Raw genomic sequence first — 20,018 nt, 5'->3', positions numbered from 1 at the left:
TTCCCATTCCGAACAGAGAAGTTAAGCCCGCCAGAGCCGATGGTACTGCAGTAAAATGTGGGAGAGTAGGTCGGTGCCAAATTTTATAATCAGCCCGGTAGTTTCAGTACTACCGGGCTTTTTTGTGCGTTATGCTTTTGCCTTTTTCTGGTACGAAATCTCTGAGCTGTACGGCTTCCTACCTGGCCCTGTGCGTTTTTATCGCATTCTCAGGTGCTTTGGAGGGCATTTTCCTCATTGAAATCCCGTTTTATATCCCTTAAATATTTTATTTTCTAGGATAATTGTCCATATTTGGACCACAAACCTATGGAAAAATGGCAATTGACACCTTACATACTCTCGAGATAATTGAGGCCATGGAGAACTTTCTTGACCGGAAACGGCCGATAGAAGTACTCCGTTCTAAAGTCGATCTTTCCTATGCTATCGAAAAGCAGAGTGTCGTCATCTTTGAACTTCGTCCTCACTGGAAGAAACCTGAACAGATTGTTGAGGTACCCATAGCTAAGGCTACCTATGTCTCAGGTAAAAAGGCCTGGAAAGTTTTTTGGAAACAGTCTGACCTCAAGTGGCATGCCTATACGCCGGAGCCTTTGGTGCCCACGATTCGCGACTTTGTTTTGCTGGTCGAGCAGGATGAGTATTATTGCTTTTGGGGCTGAAAGAAGATTTTTCAACAAATACACTAAAGCCCGGGAATCTGATTAATTTAGCGGCTAAAAGGAGAGGTATTGGCTAAAAGTGCTACGAAAGAAACCCCGCTGATGCAGCAGTATAACACCATTAAGGCGAAATATCCTGGTGCCTTATTGCTGTTCCGGGTGGGTGATTTTTATGAAACGTTTGGAGAGGATGCCGTAAAGGCAGCCGGTATATTGGGTATCGTCCTCACCAAAAGAGCGAACGGCTCTGCTTCGCATATTGAACTCGCCGGTTTCCCTCATCATTCTATAGAGACCTACCTGCCTAAATTGGTTCGTGCTGGTCAGCGTGTTGCGATATGCGACCAGCTTGAGGATCCGAAAACGGTTAAGACTATTGTGAAACGGGGTGTAACTGAGCTGGTAACACCTGGTGTTGCCTACAGCGATAACATCCTGCATCAGAAGTCCAATAATTACCTGGCCTCCGTTTATTTTGATAAGCAGGTTACAGGGGTTTCTTTTATTGACATTTCTACCGGTGAATTTCTTGTCGCCCAGGGAACTAATGAATATATCGACAAGCTCTTGCAGAGCTTGAAACCCAGCGAGGTGATCTTTCCGAAGAGCAAGTCGAAGGAGTTTACGGAAACATTCGGTGACCGTTTCTACACGTATGCACTTGACGAGTGGGCATACTCCGGAGATTTCGCTTATGAAAATCTCCTTAAACATTTTGAAGTTAAATCCCTGAAAGGTTTCGGAATTGAGCGTTTAAACGTAGCCATTACGGCAGCGGGAGTTGCGCTCCATTACCTCAATGAAACAGAACACCGGAACCTGCAGCATATATCGTCCATCTCACGGATTGAAGAAGACCGCTACATGTGGCTCGATCGCTTCACGATCCGTAACCTTGAGCTGATCGGCTCGGCAAACGAGAATGCGACGACCTTGGTTGACGTGCTCGATCAAACACGTTCCCCTATGGGAGCACGGATGCTCCGTCGCTGGATCGTCATGCCGCTGAAAGAGCGAAGACCTATTGAAGAGCGCTTAAATGTGGTCGATTTTCTGATCAGCGATGAAGCTTTACGCGAGTCTTTGATTCAGGATATCAGTCAGATAGGCGACCTCGAACGGTTGATTTCGAAGGTGGGACTGCAAAGAGCTAATCCGCGGGAAATTTGTCAGTTGAAACGCGCCCTTGGTGCGATTGAGCATATCAAAACCCGTTGTGATTCGTCCGGGAGTGACGCACTGAGGCGCATCGCTGAGCAGCTGAACCCCTGCCTGCTGATCCGGGACAGGATCGAAAAGGAGCTTCATCCAGAGCCGCCGGCGTTGGTGGTGAAGGGCAGCGTGATCGCTGCTGGTGTGAATGAAGAGCTTGACCGCCTGCGCAAAATTGCCTTCGGCGGAAAGGGCTATCTGGTTGAAATCCAGAAGAGAGAAGCGGAACTGACGGGTATTCCTTCATTGAAAGTCGCGTTTAATAACGTATTCGGTTATTACCTGGAAGTTACCAATTCGCACAAAGATAAAGTTCCATCTGAATGGATCCGCAAGCAGACCCTTGTGAATGCTGAACGGTATATCACCCCCGAACTGAAGGAGTACGAAGAGCAGATACTGGGAGCGGAGGAGAAGATCCAGGCACTGGAATCTCGCTTGTATGCCGAATTGGTTTATTCGCTCACAGACTATATTCGTCCGATTCAGCTGAACGCGCAGTTGGTGGCTCAGCTGGATGTCCTGCTTTGCTTTGCGACGCTGGCGCTCCGGAACTTTTATGTGAAGCCCCTGATTGAAGATAGTCATGTACTCGATATCAAAGGCGGCCGTCATCCTGTAATCGAGAAAAACCTCCCTCTGGGCGAGGATTATATAACGAATGATGTGCATCTCGATAACGAGACACAGCAGATCATTATCATTACCGGGCCGAATATGGCAGGTAAGTCGGCCCTGCTGCGCCAGTGCGGTCTGATCGTGCTGATGGCACAGATCGGCTGTTTTGTTCCGGCAAAGGCGGCGCGCATCGGGATCGTTGACAAGATCTTTACCCGTGTAGGTGCCTCCGATAACTTATCTTCCGGCGAGTCCACCTTCATGGTTGAGATGAACGAAACGGCCAGCATCATGAATAACCTTTCAGAGAGGAGCCTTATTCTGCTGGACGAGATCGGAAGGGGTACTTCTACCTACGATGGTATCTCGATTGCCTGGGCCATTGCGGAGTTCCTGCACAATCATCCTACAGCGAAAGCAAAGACGCTCTTTGCTACCCATTATCATGAACTGAACGAGCTATCTAACTCCTTCAGTAGGATCAAGAACTTCAACGTTACGGTGAAGGAGGTCGGCAACAAGGTGATTTTCCTGCGAAAGCTGGTTCCCGGTGGAAGTGAGCACAGCTTCGGTATTCATGTAGCCAAGATGGCTGGGATGCCTCCCAAGCTGATTTCCCGCGCCAATGAAATTCTGAAAAGACTGGAGCAGGAGCGGACCGGCGGTGAACATATCAAAGACAGTATTAAGAAAGTACAGCAGCAGGCTTATCAGCTGCAGATGTTTTCGATCGATGATCCGGTGCTGGTCAAGATCCGGGATATGTTAAACCACCTGGATGTGAATACATTAACGCCTGTGGAGGCACTGATGAAACTAGATGATATTCAGCGAATTTTGAAAGGATGAGAAAAAGCGCAGTGCACTTGAAGTTTTCTTTGTATTTGCTGGCAGGGTGCCTCGCATTTACATCATGTAAGTCGAGGAAGTTGATCACTGATGCCTCCAGTGCAAGAGGAAAGGAGCTGAGCGGAACCATGGAACAACGTTATTCCACTCTGCTGGGCGTTCCTGAGAGCGAGATCAGGGACCAGCGTCTTTACAAATTTATTGACGACTGGATGGGCTCGCCCCACCGCCTCGGCGGCATGGACAAAGGCGGAATTGATTGTTCTGGCTTCACCACGATCCTGCAAAAGGAGGTTTTCAGAAAGAATGTGGCGCGTACAGCACGCGAGATGGCAGACCAGGTGAAGCGCCTCTATGAGGAAGATCTGAAGGAGGGAGACCTTGTGTTTTTCGACTTTGGCGGACAACCTTTTAATCACGTTGGCGTGTATCTGCACAATAACAAGTTTGTGCATGTATCTACCAGTAAAGGTGTCATAATCAGTGATCTAAAGGATCCCTGGTACTATAAGTATTTTTCCCGCTGCGGTTCTGTAAAGTAACGAAAATGACCATAATGCTCTCTTTCGGAGCATAGCAACCATTATATAATAATTTTTACGACTTTTGTTAGCAGTGGCGGAGATAGATTGACCTCTAAGCCTTAATGATTTTATAAATGAAACTTAATCTGAAACGCCCTCTTGCTTTTTTTGATCTGGAAGCTACGGGTACAATTATCGGCTTTGACAGGATCGTGGAAATTGCTGTTCTGAAGGTTTTCCCTGATGGATCCAAGGAGATGAAAAACGCTCGTATCAATCCGGAGATGCCGATCCCACTGGAAACATCTTTGATCCATGGAATATATGATGAAGATATAAAAGACGCGCCAACCTTTAAGCAAGCAGGACCTGAGTTTGCTGCCTTTCTTGAGGATTGCGATCTTGCGGGATATAACTCGAACAAGTTTGACATTCCGATGCTGATGGATGAGTTCCTGCGCGCGGGTGTTCCTTTTGAAATAGATAACAGGAAGTTTGTTGATGTACAGAATATCTTCCACCAGATGGAACAGCGCACGCTAAAAGCGGCTTACAAGTTCTACTGTGGAAAGGATCTGGAGAATGCGCATAACGCAGATGCGGATACGATCGCGACTTATGAGGTGTTGCTCGGACAGTTGGAGAAATATAAGGATGCGGAGTTTACAGATAAAAAAGGCAATGTTTCCGTTCCGGTACAAAACGATGTGGATGCACTGCATCAGTTTACGAACCTGCATAACCCTGTAGACTTTGCCGGGCGCCTGGTTTTCAATGATCAGGGTATTGAAGTTTTCAACTTCGGTAAGCACAAGGGCAGATGCGTAGAGGAAGTTTTTCAGGCGGAGCCTAGCTACTACTCCTGGATGCAGAATGGTGATTTCCCGCTGTATACCAAAAGATGTCTTGAAAAGATCTGGGTAAGGTGGAACGAGAAAAAAGTACTGGTGAAGAAGACCACTGAAACGAAGATTGAAGTGGAGGGTACCCGCCAGGTAACGCCTAAGAAAGATAATGAGGCCAGACCTATATTTAAGAAGAAAGAGCCTACGGCTCCGGTGACAGACTCCATGCTGGAGGAACTCAAAAAGAAGTTTGGTAAATAACATGAGAAAGCCGGTATCACAGCCGGCTTTTTTTATTGCCTGATCTTCAGGAAATCGATGTTGCGTTTGAGGCCTCCGAACTTCGTTCTTTTAACGGGAGAGCCTTTGAAGACTTTTTTAAATACATCCTCGGTAATCTCTTCCCACTCCTTACGGGTCATATCGAGGAGATCCGGATGGGGATCCAGTGATGGCTCCTGATGAGGGCTCGAGAATCTGTTCCAGGGGCATACATCCTGGCAGATGTCACATCCGAACATCCAGTTGTCCGTCTTGCCCCTGAATTCGCGCGGTAGCTCGTCTTTTAGTTCTATCGTCAGGTAAGAGATACATCTGCTGCCGTCCACCACCTGAGGGGCAACAATAGCGTCGGTCGGACAGGCGTCGAGGCAGCGCGTGCAGGTACCGCAATAATCACGTGCAGAGGGCAGGTCATACTCGAGGTCGAGATCAACGATCAGCTCGGCAAGGAAGAAAAAAGAGCCCGACTTTTTGTTGATCAGGTTGCTGTTCTTTCCTATCCATCCGAAGCCAGCCTGAACAGCCCATGCACGATCCAGAACCGGCGCAGAGTCAACAAATGCTCTTCCGGATACATCGCCTATCTGCTCCTGTATGACTTGCAGCAGCTGCTTCAGCTTCGCCTTAATAATGTCGTGATAATCGGTCCCATAGGCATATTTCGAGATTCGTGGAGCCGAAGGATCAGACTGCTCCTCATCGGTATAATAATTAAGAGCCAGGGAAATGACAGATCGGGATCCTTCAACCAGCTTCGTGGGATCAAGGCGCTTTTCGAAATGATTCTCCATGTAGGACATCTTCCCCTGGTACCCGCTATTCAGCCACTTCTCCAGGCGAGGAGCTTCCGCTTCCAGAAACCCCGCTTTAGAAATACCGCAAAACATAAAGCCCAGCTTATACGCTTCGTCTTTAATCAGTCGGCTATATTTCAGGGCATTATTATACATCGTACAAAGATACAGAATAACAAATACGCGTTCTGAGGCATATTATCATTATTTTTGCGCCCATTCTATGTCAGATTCGAATACCCCCCTGTATACCTGGTCCTTCGGCCTCCTTTGTTTAAGTTCCCTGCTCTTTTCCGCAAGCTTCAATATGCTGATACCCGAGTTGCCAGCCTACCTGAGCAGCATGGGCGGTGCCGAATACAAAGGGCTGATCATTGCATTGTTTACGCTTACCGCAGGGATTTCCCGCCCTTTCAGCGGGAAGCTGACCGACACCATCGGACGTGTTCCGGTAATGGCTGTAGGTTCAATTGTCTGTTTTGTATGCGGCTTCCTATATCCGGTTCTGACTACGATCAACGGATTTCTTTTTCTGCGCTTATTGCATGGCTTTTCCACGGGATTTAAGCCCACTGCAACTGCCGCCTATGTAGCGGACATCGTTCCGGTGAAAAGGTGGGGTGAGGCCCTGGGCATCCATGGCCTGTGTTTCAGCACCGGCATGGCAATAGGCCCTGCTATAGGAAGTCTGCTGACCAGCTACTATTCGATCAACGTGCTGTTCTACTGTTCTTCTTTGTTCGCCATGCTCTCGATCGTCATCTTGCTGAATATGAAAGAGACGCTTCGCTCCAGGGAGAAGTTCAGGATGGAACATCTTAAGATCTCCAGGAATGAGATTATTGAGTGGCGGGTCATTCCGGCGGCACTGGTGATTCTCCTCTCGTACCTGGGTTACGGAGTTCTGTTAACGCTGATACCGGATTGGGGGGAACACCTGGGGGTAAAAAATAAAGGCTTATTTTTTATGACCTTCACGATATCGTCCTTGCTGATCCGTTTCGTTGCGGGGAAGGTATCCGACAATTTCGGTCGTGTAGCGGTGATCAAGGTCGCCTTGGTAATGCTTTGCATTTCGTTCTACCTCATTGGTCACGCCAGTAGCGTAACAGAACTTCTTATCGGCTCTGTAGCTTATGGCATTGCCGGAGGGATCTTTTCACCTGCGACTAACGCCTGGACGGTAGATCTGAGTCACCCCGACCATCGCGGTAAAGCGATGGCAACCATGTATATCGCTTTGGAGGTCGGTATTGGTGCAGGAGCCCTCCTGGCGGGTGCACTTTACAAAGACGTGATCAGCATGATTCCGTCCATCTTCTACATCGCGGCTGCAGCGTGCCTCTGTGCCCTGGTATATGTTTACGGACGCGGGTTCTATAAGCCCCTTAGGGAAAAAACATAGTGGTCCGGCGCTCAATTCGCTGAAATACGTCTATAACTTCCTGATAATCTATATGCATAATTTTCTTATGTATATGAATATTTCCTATATTCGTTCATGGCAAATTCAAGCAGTATGCTCAAAGGGAGCCTGCAGACTATTCTGTTGAAGCTCCTGCACGAAAACGGGAAGATGTACGGATATGAGATTACCCAAAAGGTGAAGGAAATCACAAGCGGGGACATCAAGCTCACCGAAGGAGCAATATATCCATCGTTGCATAAGTTAGTGGCTGAAGGTCTGCTGGTAACAGAGACTGAAAGTTATGAGAACCGCCTGCGCAAGTATTACTCGCTCACGACTGCCGGAGAAAGAGAGTTGCGCGACAAGCTTAGAGAAGCTGAAAGTTTTATCGACAACCTGCAATTGTTATTGAACCTTAAACCTAAACTATCATGAACCTGAACAGGCAACAGCTTTCAGCTATTCACAACTATCTCCGTAAAGCCAATACCGCGCCGGAGATGTTCGACGAGATCTATGATCATGTAGTAAGTGCGCTCGAAGCGAAACCGGAGGGGCTGCCTTTTAGTATGAAGACTGTGGAGGAGCTGGCTGTTTCTGAGTTCCGGGAGGTGATGCAGGCAGATGCTGACAAGGTCCGGTTCAAGCGTCTCGATCTGATAACTGGGTTCTCGCTATTCGTTATTTCGAGTTTTGTCTACTGGCTGACGATGGAGCCTACGGTCAGCTTCTGGGACTGTGGCGAGTTCATTGCTGCCGCTTATAAATTGCAGGTGGGGCATCAACCCGGGGCGCCTTTGTTTCTGATGCTCGGCAAACTGTTTTCCTTGTTTTCGCTCGGCGATACTTCAAAAGTTGCTTACTGGGTTAACCTCAGCTCGGTCATGGCTAGTGGCGCAACGGTCATGTTCTTGTTCTGGACTATTACATCCTTGGTTTCTATGATCTACAGAGGCCGGAAGCAACCCTTATGGAGTATTCTGATCGCCGGTATAATGGGAGCGCTGGCATTTGCCTTTTCAGATACATTCTGGTTCTCAGCCGTCGAATCGGAGGTGTATGCCATGTCTACGCTCTTTACAGCCGTGGTGTTCTGGGCTGCTCTGAAGTGGGAGCAGTGCGAAGATGACCGCTGGTTGATACTCATTGCATTCATCATCGGTCTCTCGATCGGCATTCATCTACTCAGCCTGTTGGTGATCCCGGCCGTAACACTGGTATATTATTTTAAGAAGCAGCCTAAGGCAGGGTTCAGGGGAATGTGTCTCGCCTTTCTGGCGGGCTGTCTGCTTGTGGCCATTGTTCAGTATGGCATCATTCAATATCTCGTTCTGGCGGCTGCCAAGGCAGATCTGTTTTTTGTAAATACGATAGGGCTTGGCTATGGCTTTGGAGCTTTTATATTTCTGCTCTTCGGAGGTTTGGCAATAGCATGGGCAATCGCTTACTCGATAGAGCGTAAGTGGTATCGCATGAACCTGGCCCTCCTCTGCCTGACCTTCGTTTTACTTGGATATAGCTCGTACTTTATGATCTATATACGGGCAAATGCTAAGCCTAACATAAACCTGAGTAATCCAGATCACCCGTTTGCATTATACGACTATCTTGGCCGCTCAGGTTATGGCACGACGCCACTTTTGTACGGAAACACGTTCGACGCAAAGGTTGTCCACCAGGAAGAGGGCTCAGCGCGCTATCGGAAGAACAATGAAAGGTACGAGGTTTCAGGGCATCAGTACAAAACTGAGTACGACAAGAATCTCGTTTTCCCGCGCACCTACAGCCAGAAGCCTGGTCATCCGGCATACTATCAATACTGGCTCGGCCTGAAAGAAGGTGAGACGCCGAATACTTTGCAGAACATGAACTTCTTTAGCTCCTGGCAGCTGGGCTTTATGTACTGGCGGTACTTCTTGTGGAACTTTTCAGGCAGGCAGAATGATATACAAGGTATGGGTGGTTCCATGGAAGGAAACTGGATTTCAGGAAGCTCTTTCCTGGATGGACTCAGGCTGGGTAATCAGCGGGGACTGCCTCCCAGTATCACCAATAATGCCGCACACAATGTTTTTTATGGCTTGCCACTCTTGCTCGGGATTGCAGGTATGATTTGGTTCTACAGGCGCAGTAAACGTGGTTTTGCTATGCTCGTTACCCTCTTCTTCCTGACCGGGATTGCCATCGTGATCTATCTGAACCAGGATCCGATGCAGGTAAGAGAACGTGATTATGCCTATGTGGGATCCTTCTATGCTTTTGCTGCCTTTATCGGAATTGGGTTTATGGCGGTAAAGAAGGTTGCAGAAAGATTATTGGAAAGCATAGGTGCACCCCGGCTCAGTCTTATAGCGGCAAGTGGGATCTGCTTCCTCGCTGTACCGGGCCTGATGCTGAAAGAAGGTTGGGATGATCATGACCGGTCAGAAAAGCTGACTGCACTCAGCTGGGCGAAGAATTATCTGAACTCATGCGCCCCTAATGCCATTCTGTTTACCAATGCAGATAACGATACATTTCCGCTCTGGTATGCGCAGGAAGTTGAAGGCATTCGTACCGATGTACGCGTGGTTTGTCTGCAGTTCCTTGCAGACGATGCGTATATCAGCCAGATGAAGAAACCCTCCGGAAAGTCGGCGCCCCTCCCGATCCGCATGGAGCGCCAGAAATATATGGATGGCGTGCGCGAATACTTCCCCTTTGTCGACTACGGTATCACAGATAGTGTAGAACTCGCAGATCTGCTCGGGGTGCTACAGTCAGATGCGAAAGAAGATCAGATCCAGATGGCTGACGGTTCATTCATGAACTTTCTCCCTACCAAAAAACTGAAATTACAGGTAGATCGGAATGCCTTGCTCACAACGAAGACCCTCACTGATAATGAGATCGATCAGGTAGCCGCTACCATGGAGTGGAAATTCAAGAAGGAATTTGCAACCAAGGCTGATCTTGTTCTCTTTGATATTCTGGTTAACAACCATTGGGAGCGTCCCCTTTATTTTGCCACATCCGTATCTGAGGACACGTATATTGGCTTAGACGATTATCTTTACCTCGAAGGTTATGCTTACAGACTGCTCCCGCTTGCGCCTAATGCACGCACCGGAACTGATAAGGAGCAGCGCACACATAGCCATGTCATGTACTCCAATATGATGTCGCGATTTGACTTTTCGGCCTACTCCAAAACGGCCTATATCGACCCGGAAACAAGGAGAGTGATCAACGGAACATGGAGCCTGACCAATACACTCGCCGAAAACCTGATCGGAGAGGGGCAGACCAGAAAAGCTGACGCCCTGTTGCAGAAGAGCCTGAAGGAGCTTCCCGTGGAAATGAGCAGTATCAGAGACTCGCTTAACAGGATGATGACTGTGAAAAATCTGTACGGATGTAAGCGGGCGAAAGAAGCCAGTGAGCTTGCAACAGGGACACTTCAGTTTCTGGATGCAGAGTTGACTTATCTCTCATCACTTGCTCCTGAACAGCAAAGAGGCATGACGAACGAGATCAGCATCGGGATGTACGTGCTGCAGTCGCTGGGAACTATGGCGGCAGACAATAATCAAACGGAGCTGGCAACGCTGATTGGAAAGAATATCGCTTGGCTGGAAGACAAATTTGGAATCGCGAAGTCCTGAAAGACAGCGCTTCTGCGGCAAATGGCCCTGCTCACTTAGGCGGTGATTGGTGTCTGAACTTTGATTTATGCATATTAAAACGTATCTTTGCATCAAACGGTATATTTCTAGTATTTTCTATGTAACCTGTTTGATAGCCCATTCGGTTATCTCCAACTTCCAATTACTTTGTTTGTCAAGCCGTTGCAACAGGGGAAGTGATTAAGCGACTACAGTTTCTATTCTGAATTGACGCGGGTACATTTTTTATGCTTCTAAATTAAAATAGAATATTATGGCAAAGTCTCAGGCAACCTTCATGAAAAAGCAATTGGAAAAAACAAGGCAAAAGAAGAAGGAAGAGAAAGAACAACGTAAAATCGAGCGTCAACAAAATTCAGCGGGCGGAAGTCTGGAAAGCATGCTTGCTTACGTGAACGAGTTTGGAGAAATTGTATCGACTCCACCAGAAAATACGAAACCTCCGGTTATTGAATAAACCGGCGAATAGCTGCACCCGGTATGATCTTCCAAGGATCACCGCCTGATGCAGTACAGGGTTTAAACGAAGAAGGGATCTTTAGGTAGTTAGTATAATTATTAACTCCATCCTTTTCTTTTATGAGACCGCTCCCCAACTTCTGAACCTGTTAAGGCTTCTCTCTCCCTCGCAGGACGTCCTAATCTACTATCCACCGATCCCTGTTAATGTCCTCAAATGGAGGTCTCCATTAAGGTCGGGATGCCACCCACGTAAGCGTTCACTCCTTCCGTGGAATATACTGTATATTGAAGTTAAATACCCGATTTAGCAGACAGCTTATCCTGCTGTTCGTCCTGTGTACCTGCCAGGATACCTTATCGATCTATGCATAGCGTCAGAATAAAGGACTGCGAATCAATGGGATCATTCCTGACGTGCAGGATACAGCTTTCATATTTCTACCTGCTATAGAGCCGTACTGTCCAATGTCAAGTTGATGAATCCGGTAAACTGACTTATATTGTGTCAAACAACACAAATACTAATCTTGTTAAGTTTAAATAATTATAGACTGTTCTCATGTTAACGCGTTCTTTCTGCGGGTATTTGAGAGGGGCTGCAGGCAGACCCTGCAAAAACAATACATTGTACCAGTTTAAATGAAATCCATCAGAGTTTTTTTAGTAGAGGATCATAATTTAGTCAGGAACGGAATTCGGACCTTATTAGAACGGCAGCCCGACATCGAGATCGTTGAAGAGGCACAATCGGTAAACGAAACACTTGAAAAGCTGCGGTCGGGGATAGATGCCGATATCATCTTGTCTGATATCAATATGAAGGAGTTGAGTGGCTTAGATTTGATTAACATGATCAAGCCTGAATTCCCTGATATCCGTATTGTCATGCTCACGATGCTTGATCATGAAAATTACATCAAGCAGGCGATCGCTGCAGGGGCAAGCGGATATTTATTGAAGAACATAGATGTTGAACAGATGCTGTTTGCCATCCGGCATGTATCTACAGGCGGTAAATACATCTGCGCTGAAGTGGTGTTCGAGATGTTGAAGAAACAACTTCATTCGCCCGTGGAATCTGCCCCGGGCAAAGTGGCTGATTTGTCGCAACGGGAAGAAGAGGTTTTGCATCTGATTGCCGAGGGATTGACAAACCAGGAGATTGCCGATAAATTGTTCACGAGCCGGAGGACGGTGGAGGGGCACCGGCAGAATTTACTGGAGAAAACCGGGACAAAGAACACCGCTACCTTGATCAGGTATGCCATCCGGAATGGCGTGATCAGTTAGTATCTTGTTTCCGCAGACAAAGCTACGGAAACAAGATCAATGGAATTTGCGAAAAGCTATAGACTGACGACGAAGCCTTGAAGAGCTTGTTGAACATGCCATGGCGCTTCCACTGTAAAACCATGATGTCAGCCTGGATATTGTGCATTTTCTGATTGAGCTCTTCAGCCTTGTTCTTATGCTTAAGATTTACATAGCTCATTTTCGGATAGTTCATCAGGCGGGAGAGTTCATGTTTGAAGTAATCGCGCATGTAAGATTCTGCCATATCAGGTAAGCCATCTGCGGTGAGGTGAACCAACTGAACCTCGGCGTTGAATGCTCCTGCTAACTTTACCAGGGGACGAATCACCGACATATCGCAATAGCGGAGATCGGTCACATAGGCAATGTTCTCGATCTGTGTGATTTCGTGGTTCCTGGGAATGATCAGTACAGGGCATTTTGCCTTATTGAGGATGTTGTATACCTCGCTCTCAGGCACGTTAGGGATGGAATTGTCCGCTCCTGAAGATATGACCACCAGCTCAATACCTTCTTTACTGATGACGTCAGAAAGCATCTCCTTAGAATATTTGGTCTCCAGGAGGTGTGTAACGTTACCTTCAAACGCCGTCTTTTCAGCTGGTTTCCTCTCCTGAACACCATCAAACTCATCTAAAGGTGTTTCCTCCTGAACAAGTGTGTGGTTTCCTGCATGAACGGGCTTCTTGTTTCTTTTGTTCTGCATGAAACTCGCGTCAACTTTCATCCAGAGGAAGGTTTCGGCTTTCAACCCTTTAGCTATACGCGTTGCACTCTGCGAAATATCCTCATCCGGGGTATCGATCGGATTGATGGCAAGTATCTTTTTCATGTTCCAGTGGTTAAGTGTTGAGTGTATAACACCGCAGAAACAGGAATGTTGGTAAGAAAACTACTTAATTATACAGGAAATTGTACGTTTTTTGACGTTGTAAATACGATTTTACCATTTATCGCTCAATAATGCTGTCGAACTGCCACCCACTGCCGCTCCCTGCTTGCAGGTCTTTGCGGAAGATCACCAGGTAAAAATAGCCGTTGAGGGTGATCGGAACGTGTAGTTCATTTTCATTAGGCATATTCTTGATTTCGAGCTTAGGGAGCTCTAGCTCAGCGACCTTCCTTATTTCATCTGCTGTTGGTTTCATATTTTCGTATTGGTTTTAAAGCCTCGTATTTTCAATATTTATCTGGCTCAGCTATCCAGGAGCTTATCCCTTAGCTTAAAATAGTTTAAGCTGACCATCTCCCGGCGGCTTTGCATCACCAAAGACCGTTCGGCCGCCGTACTTCCAGGAATCCTCACGCTCCTTTTCAAGCAGCGCATCCAAACTTCTTGTGGGTGTAAAGTTTTGTTCTGCTGCTTCCGCCATCTTAGAAAGTCGTCTGATCGCATCTGCTTTCTCAGTATGCCCCACCTTTGCACTGTCTACCGCTTTCCTGAGCACCTGAATGGTGTCATCATAAACCCGAACGGGAACAGGGAAGGGGTGCCCGTCTTTTCCTCCGTGAGCAAAGGAAAAGCGCGCAGGGTCACTGAATCGAGACGGCGTCCCGTAGATCACTTCACTTACCAGAGCGAGCGACTGCAAAGTACGTGGGCCCATACCGGTAAGCAGCAGCAGGTCCTCAAACTGGCGCGGTGCCTGCTCATGTGCAACCCACAGCATGGCTCCCAGTCGCTTGATGTCCACATCTTTCGAGCGAACGTCGTGGTGAGAAGGCATTACAAGCCTTTTTACTTCCCTGATCATCTTTTCGGGCGCTTCTGCCGCTATACTCATGATACTCGTCCTTGCACCTGAAGCGTGTTTATCGGCCAGATTGATGATCGGACCATAATCACGGCCGTAGATAGCGGTGTGTGGGTCTTCTACAAAGGATTGAAGTCCGGCTGAGTGCCAGTGGTAACGCCTCGCAGTAGAACTGCCTTCACGCATACCCTGTTGTACAACGGTCCAGTCGCCATCACTGCTCACGATAAACGAATGCATATACAATTGGAAGCCATCTTGTACGGCGGTATTGTCGACTTTCGCACTCAGCTTGCTGCTTCTTACCAGAAGCGCGCCATCTAAACCGGTGCGTTCAGCCACCTTTAACAGCTCAGCGGGTGCCTGGAGAGATGCTTTACCTTTCCCACCGCAGATATAAAGGCCGAGTTCATTGGAGCGGCTGTTTACCGAGCGCTTCAGCGCTCCCATCACAGACGTGGTTATGCCTGAAGAATGCCAGTCCATGCCCATCACTGCACCCATGCTCTGAAACCAGAACGGATCGCTCAGGCGGCGAAGAACCTCAGCCTTACCATACTCCATAGCTATAGCTTCGACAATGGCAAGGCCGAGGGTGGACATTCGCTCCGAGAGCCAGAGGGGGACCTTTCCGTAATGTAGCGGGAGGTCAGCAGTTCCTGATCTTTTCATTACTAACAAAGTTAGTAAATTATATGAGCAACATGCTATCAGATACCTGTTCGCAGGCGTTTGCTGTTTTCGATCTGACGCTCTACGATCCGCGTTCTGATTTGCCTTCTGAAAGCTTCGCTCTCATTCTCCGGTTCAGGATTCACAGTGGTTCCGTGCGGTGGTTCTGGATCTTCTTCTACCTTGGCGCCGTACTCTTCCAGAACACGGACAGCTACTTCAGACTCAGCTATTGACTGTGTATGTACCGTGACAACAGAACCTTCTGCTGCTAGCTTGGAGAAGTGCGCAGCTTCATCATGGTCGTCGAACAGTGTTCCGAAGAAACCACTCAGACGCTGCTGGTATTCAGACTCGGTATGGTGAGATCCTCTCGCCGAGATATCGATGTTGTCATCAAGAAAGCCGCTGTTCTTGAGTCGCTGTATGGCGTTCTGTGCGGTAAATCCGTTCTCGAATATGCCGATTACGGTGTGTGCACTACTGGTGCTGCCTGCCTTCCTGCGGCTATACAGGCGATCTTCGTTGAAATGCTCGTGACCGTAGAAGTTATCCTGGTAGGACGCTGTGGTAACCGGATCGGCGTTCATGAAGATGGTTCTGATCGTCATCTCTGTTTCCAGCGAAACTTCGTTCTTGCTGTAATCGGGAAGAGCGGCAAGTTGTTCCGCTGTCACGAGTGGCAGCAGGACTTCATCCCGTTCATTATCCAGTTCTGCCAGTCCGATCGGGATCAGCACGTCCCGTTCTTCCAGGTTCCACTCGTTATCAGCGAGATCAAGTACGATATAACGTACCTTTCGGGAACTGGCATCGAACAGCAGTTCAGCTACAGATCCAAGATCCTGCCCCTCAGGGCCAAGAACTTCCCAGCCTTTTATATTCGGCTGGTCATCCACTATCTCAAAGTCGCTTCCACCTAATTCCTGAAGATGGTTGCTTTTTACGTTTTCATCATTTGCTTCCATAAATAGCTTCTAAAAGAGGTACATTAAAAGGGCAATTACCAATAAAATAATTGCGAGCCAAACCCACCAGGGATTGCTCTTTTTGGGTTGAACATCCAGTTGCGCCATGTCTCTGTTAGTTGGTTGTGTTTACTCGTGAAGGATTTCCGTTGGTTGGCTGCTGTTTGTACTTTTCAGCAATAGGCTCCGCTTTTTCATGGTGTGCCTTAAGTACAGGTAAGGTCTTTGTAGCGAAGGCTTTCACTTCCGGATCTTTCTCATTCTTGCTGGTTTCTTCAAACAGCTTGATGGCATCCATATGGTGAACCATCATCAGAGACATGTACTGGCGATCAAATTCCTCACCGGTTTTTGAGCTCAGGTCGGTCAGTTGACCCTGGAAGACGCTGCTGATTACGGGAGAAAGCTGTACTTTCTTAGATGTAGCCAAAGCCTTCAGCTCCTCATTCGCCTTCGAGTGATCTTTCACCATTTGGGCTGCGAAAGCCTTTACGTCCGCATTCTTAGCGGCTTTTTGTGCCAGCTTGCCGAATTCCACTTCCGCCATGCCGGCATCTGCTGCCTTCATGAAGAATGTGGATGCCCCCGCTTGTGTGGTATCTTCATTGGGAGATACCTCTTCCAGATAGGCAGTGCTGTCTGTTTCTGTATTTCTGCCATTGTTATTCTTGCTGTCGGTACAGGCCTGAAACGCCAGCATGGCGCCCAGTGACATAGTTAAAATTGTTGCGTTTTTCATAGGTTGATTGTTTGTCTTGTTAACCTGACCTGCTGCAAAATGTTTGCAAAATTTGGAAAACCATCACGCCATCCGCATTGTTGGTCTGGTGAATCTATCTGAAAAATCAAACGAATACTTATGAAAAATGAACGCTTAAATCCGAATCCTCATGAGCGGTATCCGAGACCGCCTTTTCCAAAGCAAGAGCAGGCTGTACCGGGAACTGAAGATCAGATGCAGCCAAAAGCAGATCATGGTGAAGAGTCTTATGTCGGCAGCGGCAAGCTGGAAGGCATGAAAGCTATTATCACCGGAGGCGACTCTGGGATAGGCCGGGCGGTAGCCATTGCATTTGCAAGAGAAGGAGCTGACGTATGTATCAGCTATCTGGCCGACGTGGAAGATAAGGATGCGGAAAAAACCGCTGAATATGTCAGGGATGCCGGAAGAAAGGCTTTGCTGATTAAAGGCGACATCCGTGATGAGGCGCATTGCAAGGAAATTGTAGACAAGACCGTTCAGGAATTTGGCGGTATTGACATCCTGGTCAACAATGCCGCTTACCAGATGGCGCATGAGGAATTGCAGGAGGTGCCTTCTGAAGAATGGACCAAGACTTTCGACACCAATATCACGGCGATGTTCTATTTGTGTAAGGCTGCCGAGCCTCACATGAAGCCGGGTAGCAGTATCATCAATACAACCTCGGTTAATGCGTATTCTCCGAGCCTGAAGCTCTTGCCGTATGCGGCGACTAAAGGCGCTATTCAGAATTTTACAGCAAACCTGAGTCAGATTTTACTAGAGAACAATAAGGGGATCCGTGTAAATGCGGTGGCACCAGGACCGGTATGGACGCCGCTTATTCCGTCTACCATGCCTGAGCCGGAGAACTTTGGATCGGATACGCCGATGGGAAGACCCGGTCAGCCTGTTGAGATCGCTCCGGCATATGTGTTCCTGGCCTCTCATGAGGCAAGCTACATCTCTGGTGCTACAATACCTATTACGGGGGGACGGATCACGATCTAGAACAGAAGATCAGCAGTCGCTTAAACTGATAGGGATATTGACTGCCAGCCCCCCTTCAGAGGTTTCCTTATACCGGGAATGCATATCCTGGGCGGTGTCCCACATGGTTTTAACGACATCATCCAGAGATACCTTGGCCACCTTGGGGTCGCTCCGCAATGCAAGCTGAGCGGCCGTAATGGCCTTGATCGCGCCCATGGTATTCCTTTCGATGCAGGGGATCTGGACCAGGCCACCTACCGGATCGCAGGTCAAACCCAGGTGGTGCTCCATAGCAATTTCCGCGGCCATGAGGCATTGCTGCGGAGTGCCACCTAATACTTCAGTGAGTCCCGATGCCGCCATTGCTGAAGATACACCGATTTCGGCCTGACAGCCTCCCATCGCTGCCGATATGGTTGCGCTTTTCTTGAATATACAACCGGTCTCAGACGCAGTAAGCAAAAAGCGGATGACATCAGTCTCCTTTCCGTCGCAGAAAGCCAGGTAGTATAGTAGAACGGCAGGTATTACCCCTGCGGCACCATTGGTTGGCGAGGTGACCACCCTTCCGTAAGCAGCATTCTCTTCATTAACAGCAAGCGCAAAGCAACTCACCCAATCGAGGGTATATTGAAAAGCAGATCCGCCTTTCTGTATAGCAGCGAGCCATTCACTATATCCTTCGTATGAAGAACCTCCCAGAAGCAGCTCGTTGATCTCTGCGGCCCGTCTCTTCACAGCCAGCCCGCCGGGCAGAACTCCTGTGTTGTGGCAGCCTCTGAAAACACTGTCTTTCATCACATCCCAGATGGCGAATAATTTCTTTTCTATCTCTTCGTCGGTTCTCCAGCTCCGTTCATTGGCACGAACGATCTCAGAAATGCAACTTCCGGTCTCCTGCACATAGCGGAGAAGGTCCTGAGCCAGGTCGATGGGGTAGGGCAAGCTTACTGCCCGGCCTTTCGACTGAGACGGATGATCATTTTCCCGCAGAATGAAACCACCTCCTATAGAATAATAGGTTTCTGAAATGACAGCTTGCGACCCAGTCAGAGCCGTGAAGGTCAGTGCGTTTGGATGAGCCGGAAGCGACTCGAACATCCTGAACTCAAGGTCTTCTGAATAATGAAAAGTCAGCGGGTGTTTTCCATTCAGCAGGAGTGTACCCGAGTTCCTGATCTCGTCAAACGTCCCGGTAATGTCTGTGGTAGGAATGGTGACAGGGTCGTAGCCGGAAAGCCCGAGAAGTACGGCCAGGTCTGTTCCATGTCCTTTACCTGTCTTCGCCAGTGAGCCGAAGAGCGCTATCTTGAGTGAGGTGACACTGCTGCTTAAGTCGCTGTTCTCTAATGTTAAAAGGAACTGCTGAGCTGCCCGCCAAGGGCCGAGCGTGTGCGAACTTGATGGGCCTATACCGATCTTGAATATATCGAATACTGAGATTTGCTCTTCTTGCATACTGTACGTCTAATGAGCGTATAAACAGGCAAGCTGATTAGGCACTAATCAGCTTGCCTGTTCTGTATATCACTAAATCAAATCTATTGTTTTTCGTTGTTTTCTTTGCTTTTATGCGTTTAAATCAACAAAATATGTGTCTCTGGAATAATGTTAGGCAGAATGTCTGAAAAACTTTAAAAATTAGATACTATAATGCGAAACACTTTGATCTTAAGCGGTTTTTACGACCTCGAGCACATCTGTTTCTTTGCTCACGTGCTGAGTAACTCTCAAAATTTCGAAAGTTTTCAGTCCGTTCGGCATTTCCCACTGCACAATTGAGCCTGTACGGTATCCGAGCAAGGCAATCCCTATAGGAGCAAATACAGAAATCTTTTGCTGTTTCATGTTGGCTTCAGAGGGAAGTACCAGATGAAAAGTGAACTTTTGCTTGCTGCTCTGCTCCTGAATATCAATGCGGGAATCCAGGCACACCACGTCGTCCGGAAGATCTTCTTCTTTCATTATTTTGGCAGACTTGAGCTCAGCCAACAGTTTGTTGCGGTTGAACTCAGAAAGGTTGCTGTGCAATAGATGCTTCTTTAATAGCTCTAACTCTTTTTTTACGATAATTAATTGTTCTGTTTTCATAATGAATAATTTAGATTAAAAGATGTGTCAAATACGCGGGGCCTTAAGCATCGGCATTACTTAGCAGGTAGACTGAACGGGAACAAAGCGCTAAAATGGTTTAAAAAGCAAAAGCCTGGCTCAATGGAACCATTCAGTAAAAGCTAAGAAATAAACGAAT

At 47.8% G+C, this 20,018-nt stretch carries 18 protein-coding genes and 1 rRNA gene; 11 read left to right on the top strand and 8 right to left on the bottom strand.

What is annotated here, in order from left to right:
- From rrf to ACO1NU_RS04325, 5 genes are all read left to right on the top strand, one after another.
- Positions 1–82 (top strand): 5S ribosomal RNA (gene rrf, locus ACO1NU_RS04345); the annotation flags it as partial.
- A gap of 235 nt (positions 83–317) precedes the next feature.
- Positions 318–665 carry a DUF3024 domain-containing protein gene (locus tag ACO1NU_RS04340; protein WP_448817237.1) on the top strand — a complete coding sequence of 116 codons (348 nt, stop codon included), beginning with the start codon at positions 318–320 and terminating at the stop codon, positions 663–665.
- Between the two features lie 69 nt (positions 666–734).
- The gene (gene mutS / locus ACO1NU_RS04335) at positions 735–3,344 is read left to right on the top strand and encodes a DNA mismatch repair protein MutS (protein ID WP_448817236.1); all 2,610 of its coding nucleotides are present in this window, start codon (positions 735–737) and stop codon (positions 3,342–3,344) included.
- On the top strand, positions 3,341–3,886 hold the full coding sequence (locus ACO1NU_RS04330) for a C40 family peptidase (RefSeq protein WP_448817235.1): 546 nt from the start codon (positions 3,341–3,343) through the stop codon (positions 3,884–3,886). Before mutS ends, ACO1NU_RS04330 begins: the two co-directional genes overlap by 4 nt.
- A 116-nt stretch (positions 3,887–4,002) precedes the next feature.
- Positions 4,003–4,974: an exonuclease domain-containing protein gene (locus tag ACO1NU_RS04325; RefSeq protein ID WP_448817234.1), complete on the top strand. Its 972-nt coding sequence runs from the start codon at positions 4,003–4,005 to the stop codon at positions 4,972–4,974.
- Positions 4,975–5,006: 32 nt separating this feature from the next.
- On the opposite strand, the gene queG is transcribed toward ACO1NU_RS04325, so the two are convergent.
- Entirely contained in the window at positions 5,007–5,945 is a 939-nt protein-coding gene (queG, locus tag ACO1NU_RS04320; RefSeq protein WP_448817233.1) for a tRNA epoxyqueuosine(34) reductase QueG, read from the bottom strand.
- A gap of 67 nt (positions 5,946–6,012) precedes the next feature.
- Between queG and ACO1NU_RS04315 the strand changes: the two genes are divergently transcribed.
- From ACO1NU_RS04315 to ACO1NU_RS04295, 5 genes are all read left to right on the top strand, one after another.
- Positions 6,013–7,194: an MFS transporter gene (locus ACO1NU_RS04315; RefSeq protein ID WP_448817232.1), complete on the top strand. Its 1,182-nt coding sequence runs from the start codon at positions 6,013–6,015 to the stop codon at positions 7,192–7,194.
- Positions 7,195–7,290: 96 nt separating this feature from the next.
- The gene (locus tag ACO1NU_RS04310; protein WP_448817231.1) at positions 7,291–7,632 is read left to right on the top strand and encodes a PadR family transcriptional regulator; all 342 of its coding nucleotides are present in this window, start codon (positions 7,291–7,293) and stop codon (positions 7,630–7,632) included.
- Positions 7,629–10,841 (top strand): glycosyltransferase family 117 protein, encoded by a 3,213-nt coding sequence (locus ACO1NU_RS04305; protein WP_448817230.1) that lies wholly within the window; start codon positions 7,629–7,631, stop codon positions 10,839–10,841. The genes ACO1NU_RS04310 and ACO1NU_RS04305 overlap by 4 nt, the downstream gene beginning before the upstream one ends.
- 274 nt (positions 10,842–11,115) lie before the next feature.
- A complete protein-coding gene (locus tag ACO1NU_RS04300; protein ID WP_448817229.1) occupies positions 11,116–11,319 on the top strand; it encodes a hypothetical protein in 204 nt (67 codons plus the stop codon).
- 644 nt (positions 11,320–11,963) lie between these two features.
- On the top strand, positions 11,964–12,614 hold the full coding sequence (locus ACO1NU_RS04295; protein WP_448817228.1) for a response regulator: 651 nt from the start codon (positions 11,964–11,966) through the stop codon (positions 12,612–12,614).
- A 22-nt stretch (positions 12,615–12,636) separates the two neighbouring features.
- Here the strand turns inward: ACO1NU_RS04295 and ACO1NU_RS04290 are convergent, their stop codons facing one another.
- The 5 genes from ACO1NU_RS04290 to ACO1NU_RS04270 all read right to left on the bottom strand — a co-directional run bounded on the left by ACO1NU_RS04290 (position 12,637) and on the right by ACO1NU_RS04270 (position 16,771).
- Positions 12,637–13,470 (bottom strand): hypothetical protein, encoded by an 834-nt coding sequence (locus tag ACO1NU_RS04290; protein WP_448817227.1) that lies wholly within the window; start codon positions 13,468–13,470, stop codon positions 12,637–12,639.
- A gap of 118 nt (positions 13,471–13,588) precedes the next feature.
- Positions 13,589–13,786: a hypothetical protein gene (locus tag ACO1NU_RS04285; RefSeq protein WP_448817226.1), complete on the bottom strand. Its 198-nt coding sequence runs from the start codon at positions 13,784–13,786 to the stop codon at positions 13,589–13,591.
- A gap of 75 nt (positions 13,787–13,861) precedes the next feature.
- Entirely contained in the window at positions 13,862–15,064 is a 1,203-nt protein-coding gene (locus ACO1NU_RS04280) for a DUF763 domain-containing protein (RefSeq protein ID WP_448817225.1), read from the bottom strand.
- A gap of 38 nt (positions 15,065–15,102) precedes the next feature.
- A complete protein-coding gene (locus tag ACO1NU_RS04275; RefSeq protein WP_448817224.1) occupies positions 15,103–16,032 on the bottom strand; it encodes a PRC-barrel domain-containing protein in 930 nt (309 codons plus the stop codon).
- Positions 16,033–16,147: 115 nt separating this feature from the next.
- Positions 16,148–16,771 carry a DUF4142 domain-containing protein gene (locus tag ACO1NU_RS04270; protein ID WP_448817223.1) on the bottom strand — a complete coding sequence of 208 codons (624 nt, stop codon included), beginning with the start codon at positions 16,769–16,771 and terminating at the stop codon, positions 16,148–16,150.
- Positions 16,772–16,891: 120 nt separating this feature from the next.
- Here ACO1NU_RS04270 and ACO1NU_RS04265 point away from each other — a divergent pair, with 120 nt between their 5' ends.
- On the top strand, positions 16,892–17,785 hold the full coding sequence (locus ACO1NU_RS04265) for an SDR family oxidoreductase (protein ID WP_448817222.1): 894 nt from the start codon (positions 16,892–16,894) through the stop codon (positions 17,783–17,785).
- Positions 17,786–17,794: 9 nt separating this feature from the next.
- Here ACO1NU_RS04265 and ACO1NU_RS04260 read toward each other — a convergent pair whose 3' ends face one another.
- A complete protein-coding gene (locus ACO1NU_RS04260; protein WP_448817221.1) occupies positions 17,795–19,225 on the bottom strand; it encodes an L-serine ammonia-lyase in 1,431 nt (476 codons plus the stop codon).
- Between the two features lie 213 nt (positions 19,226–19,438).
- Entirely contained in the window at positions 19,439–19,858 is a 420-nt protein-coding gene (locus tag ACO1NU_RS04255; RefSeq protein ID WP_448817220.1) for a GreA/GreB family elongation factor, read from the bottom strand.
- Between the last annotated feature and the right edge of the window lie 160 nt (positions 19,859–20,018).

The organism is Arcticibacter sp. (assembly GCF_053551015.1).
The sequence above is the reverse complement of the archived record's forward strand: the minus strand, read 5'-3'. Positions and strand labels throughout refer to the sequence as shown.

Bases quoted from the DNA above. Each gene is read 5' to 3' on its own strand.
- ACO1NU_RS04340 (WP_448817237.1), top strand. From the start codon at position 318: ATGGCAATTGACACCTTACATACTCTCGAGATAATTGAGGCCATGGAG.
- ACO1NU_RS04330 (WP_448817235.1), top strand. From the start codon at position 3,341: ATGAGAAAAAGCGCAGTGCACTTGAAGTTTTCTTTGTATTTGCTGGCA.
- ACO1NU_RS04325 (WP_448817234.1), top strand. From the start codon at position 4,003: ATGAAACTTAATCTGAAACGCCCTCTTGCTTTTTTTGATCTGGAAGCT.
- queG (WP_448817233.1), bottom strand. From the start codon at position 5,945: ATGTATAATAATGCCCTGAAATATAGCCGACTGATTAAAGACGAAGCG.
- ACO1NU_RS04315 (WP_448817232.1), top strand. From the start codon at position 6,013: ATGTCAGATTCGAATACCCCCCTGTATACCTGGTCCTTCGGCCTCCTT.
- ACO1NU_RS04310 (WP_448817231.1), top strand. From the start codon at position 7,291: ATGGCAAATTCAAGCAGTATGCTCAAAGGGAGCCTGCAGACTATTCTG.
- ACO1NU_RS04305 (WP_448817230.1), top strand. From the start codon at position 7,629: ATGAACCTGAACAGGCAACAGCTTTCAGCTATTCACAACTATCTCCGT.
- ACO1NU_RS04300 (WP_448817229.1), top strand. From the start codon at position 11,116: ATGGCAAAGTCTCAGGCAACCTTCATGAAAAAGCAATTGGAAAAAACA.
- ACO1NU_RS04295 (WP_448817228.1), top strand. From the start codon at position 11,964: ATGAAATCCATCAGAGTTTTTTTAGTAGAGGATCATAATTTAGTCAGG.
- ACO1NU_RS04290 (WP_448817227.1), bottom strand. From the start codon at position 13,470: ATGAAAAAGATACTTGCCATCAATCCGATCGATACCCCGGATGAGGAT.
- ACO1NU_RS04285 (WP_448817226.1), bottom strand. From the start codon at position 13,786: ATGAAACCAACAGCAGATGAAATAAGGAAGGTCGCTGAGCTAGAGCTC.
- ACO1NU_RS04280 (WP_448817225.1), bottom strand. From the start codon at position 15,064: ATGAAAAGATCAGGAACTGCTGACCTCCCGCTACATTACGGAAAGGTC.
- ACO1NU_RS04275 (WP_448817224.1), bottom strand. From the start codon at position 16,032: ATGGAAGCAAATGATGAAAACGTAAAAAGCAACCATCTTCAGGAATTA.
- ACO1NU_RS04270 (WP_448817223.1), bottom strand. From the start codon at position 16,771: ATGAAAAACGCAACAATTTTAACTATGTCACTGGGCGCCATGCTGGCG.
- ACO1NU_RS04265 (WP_448817222.1), top strand. From the start codon at position 16,892: ATGAAAAATGAACGCTTAAATCCGAATCCTCATGAGCGGTATCCGAGA.
- ACO1NU_RS04260 (WP_448817221.1), bottom strand. From the start codon at position 19,225: ATGCAAGAAGAGCAAATCTCAGTATTCGATATATTCAAGATCGGTATA.
- ACO1NU_RS04255 (WP_448817220.1), bottom strand. From the start codon at position 19,858: ATGAAAACAGAACAATTAATTATCGTAAAAAAAGAGTTAGAGCTATTA.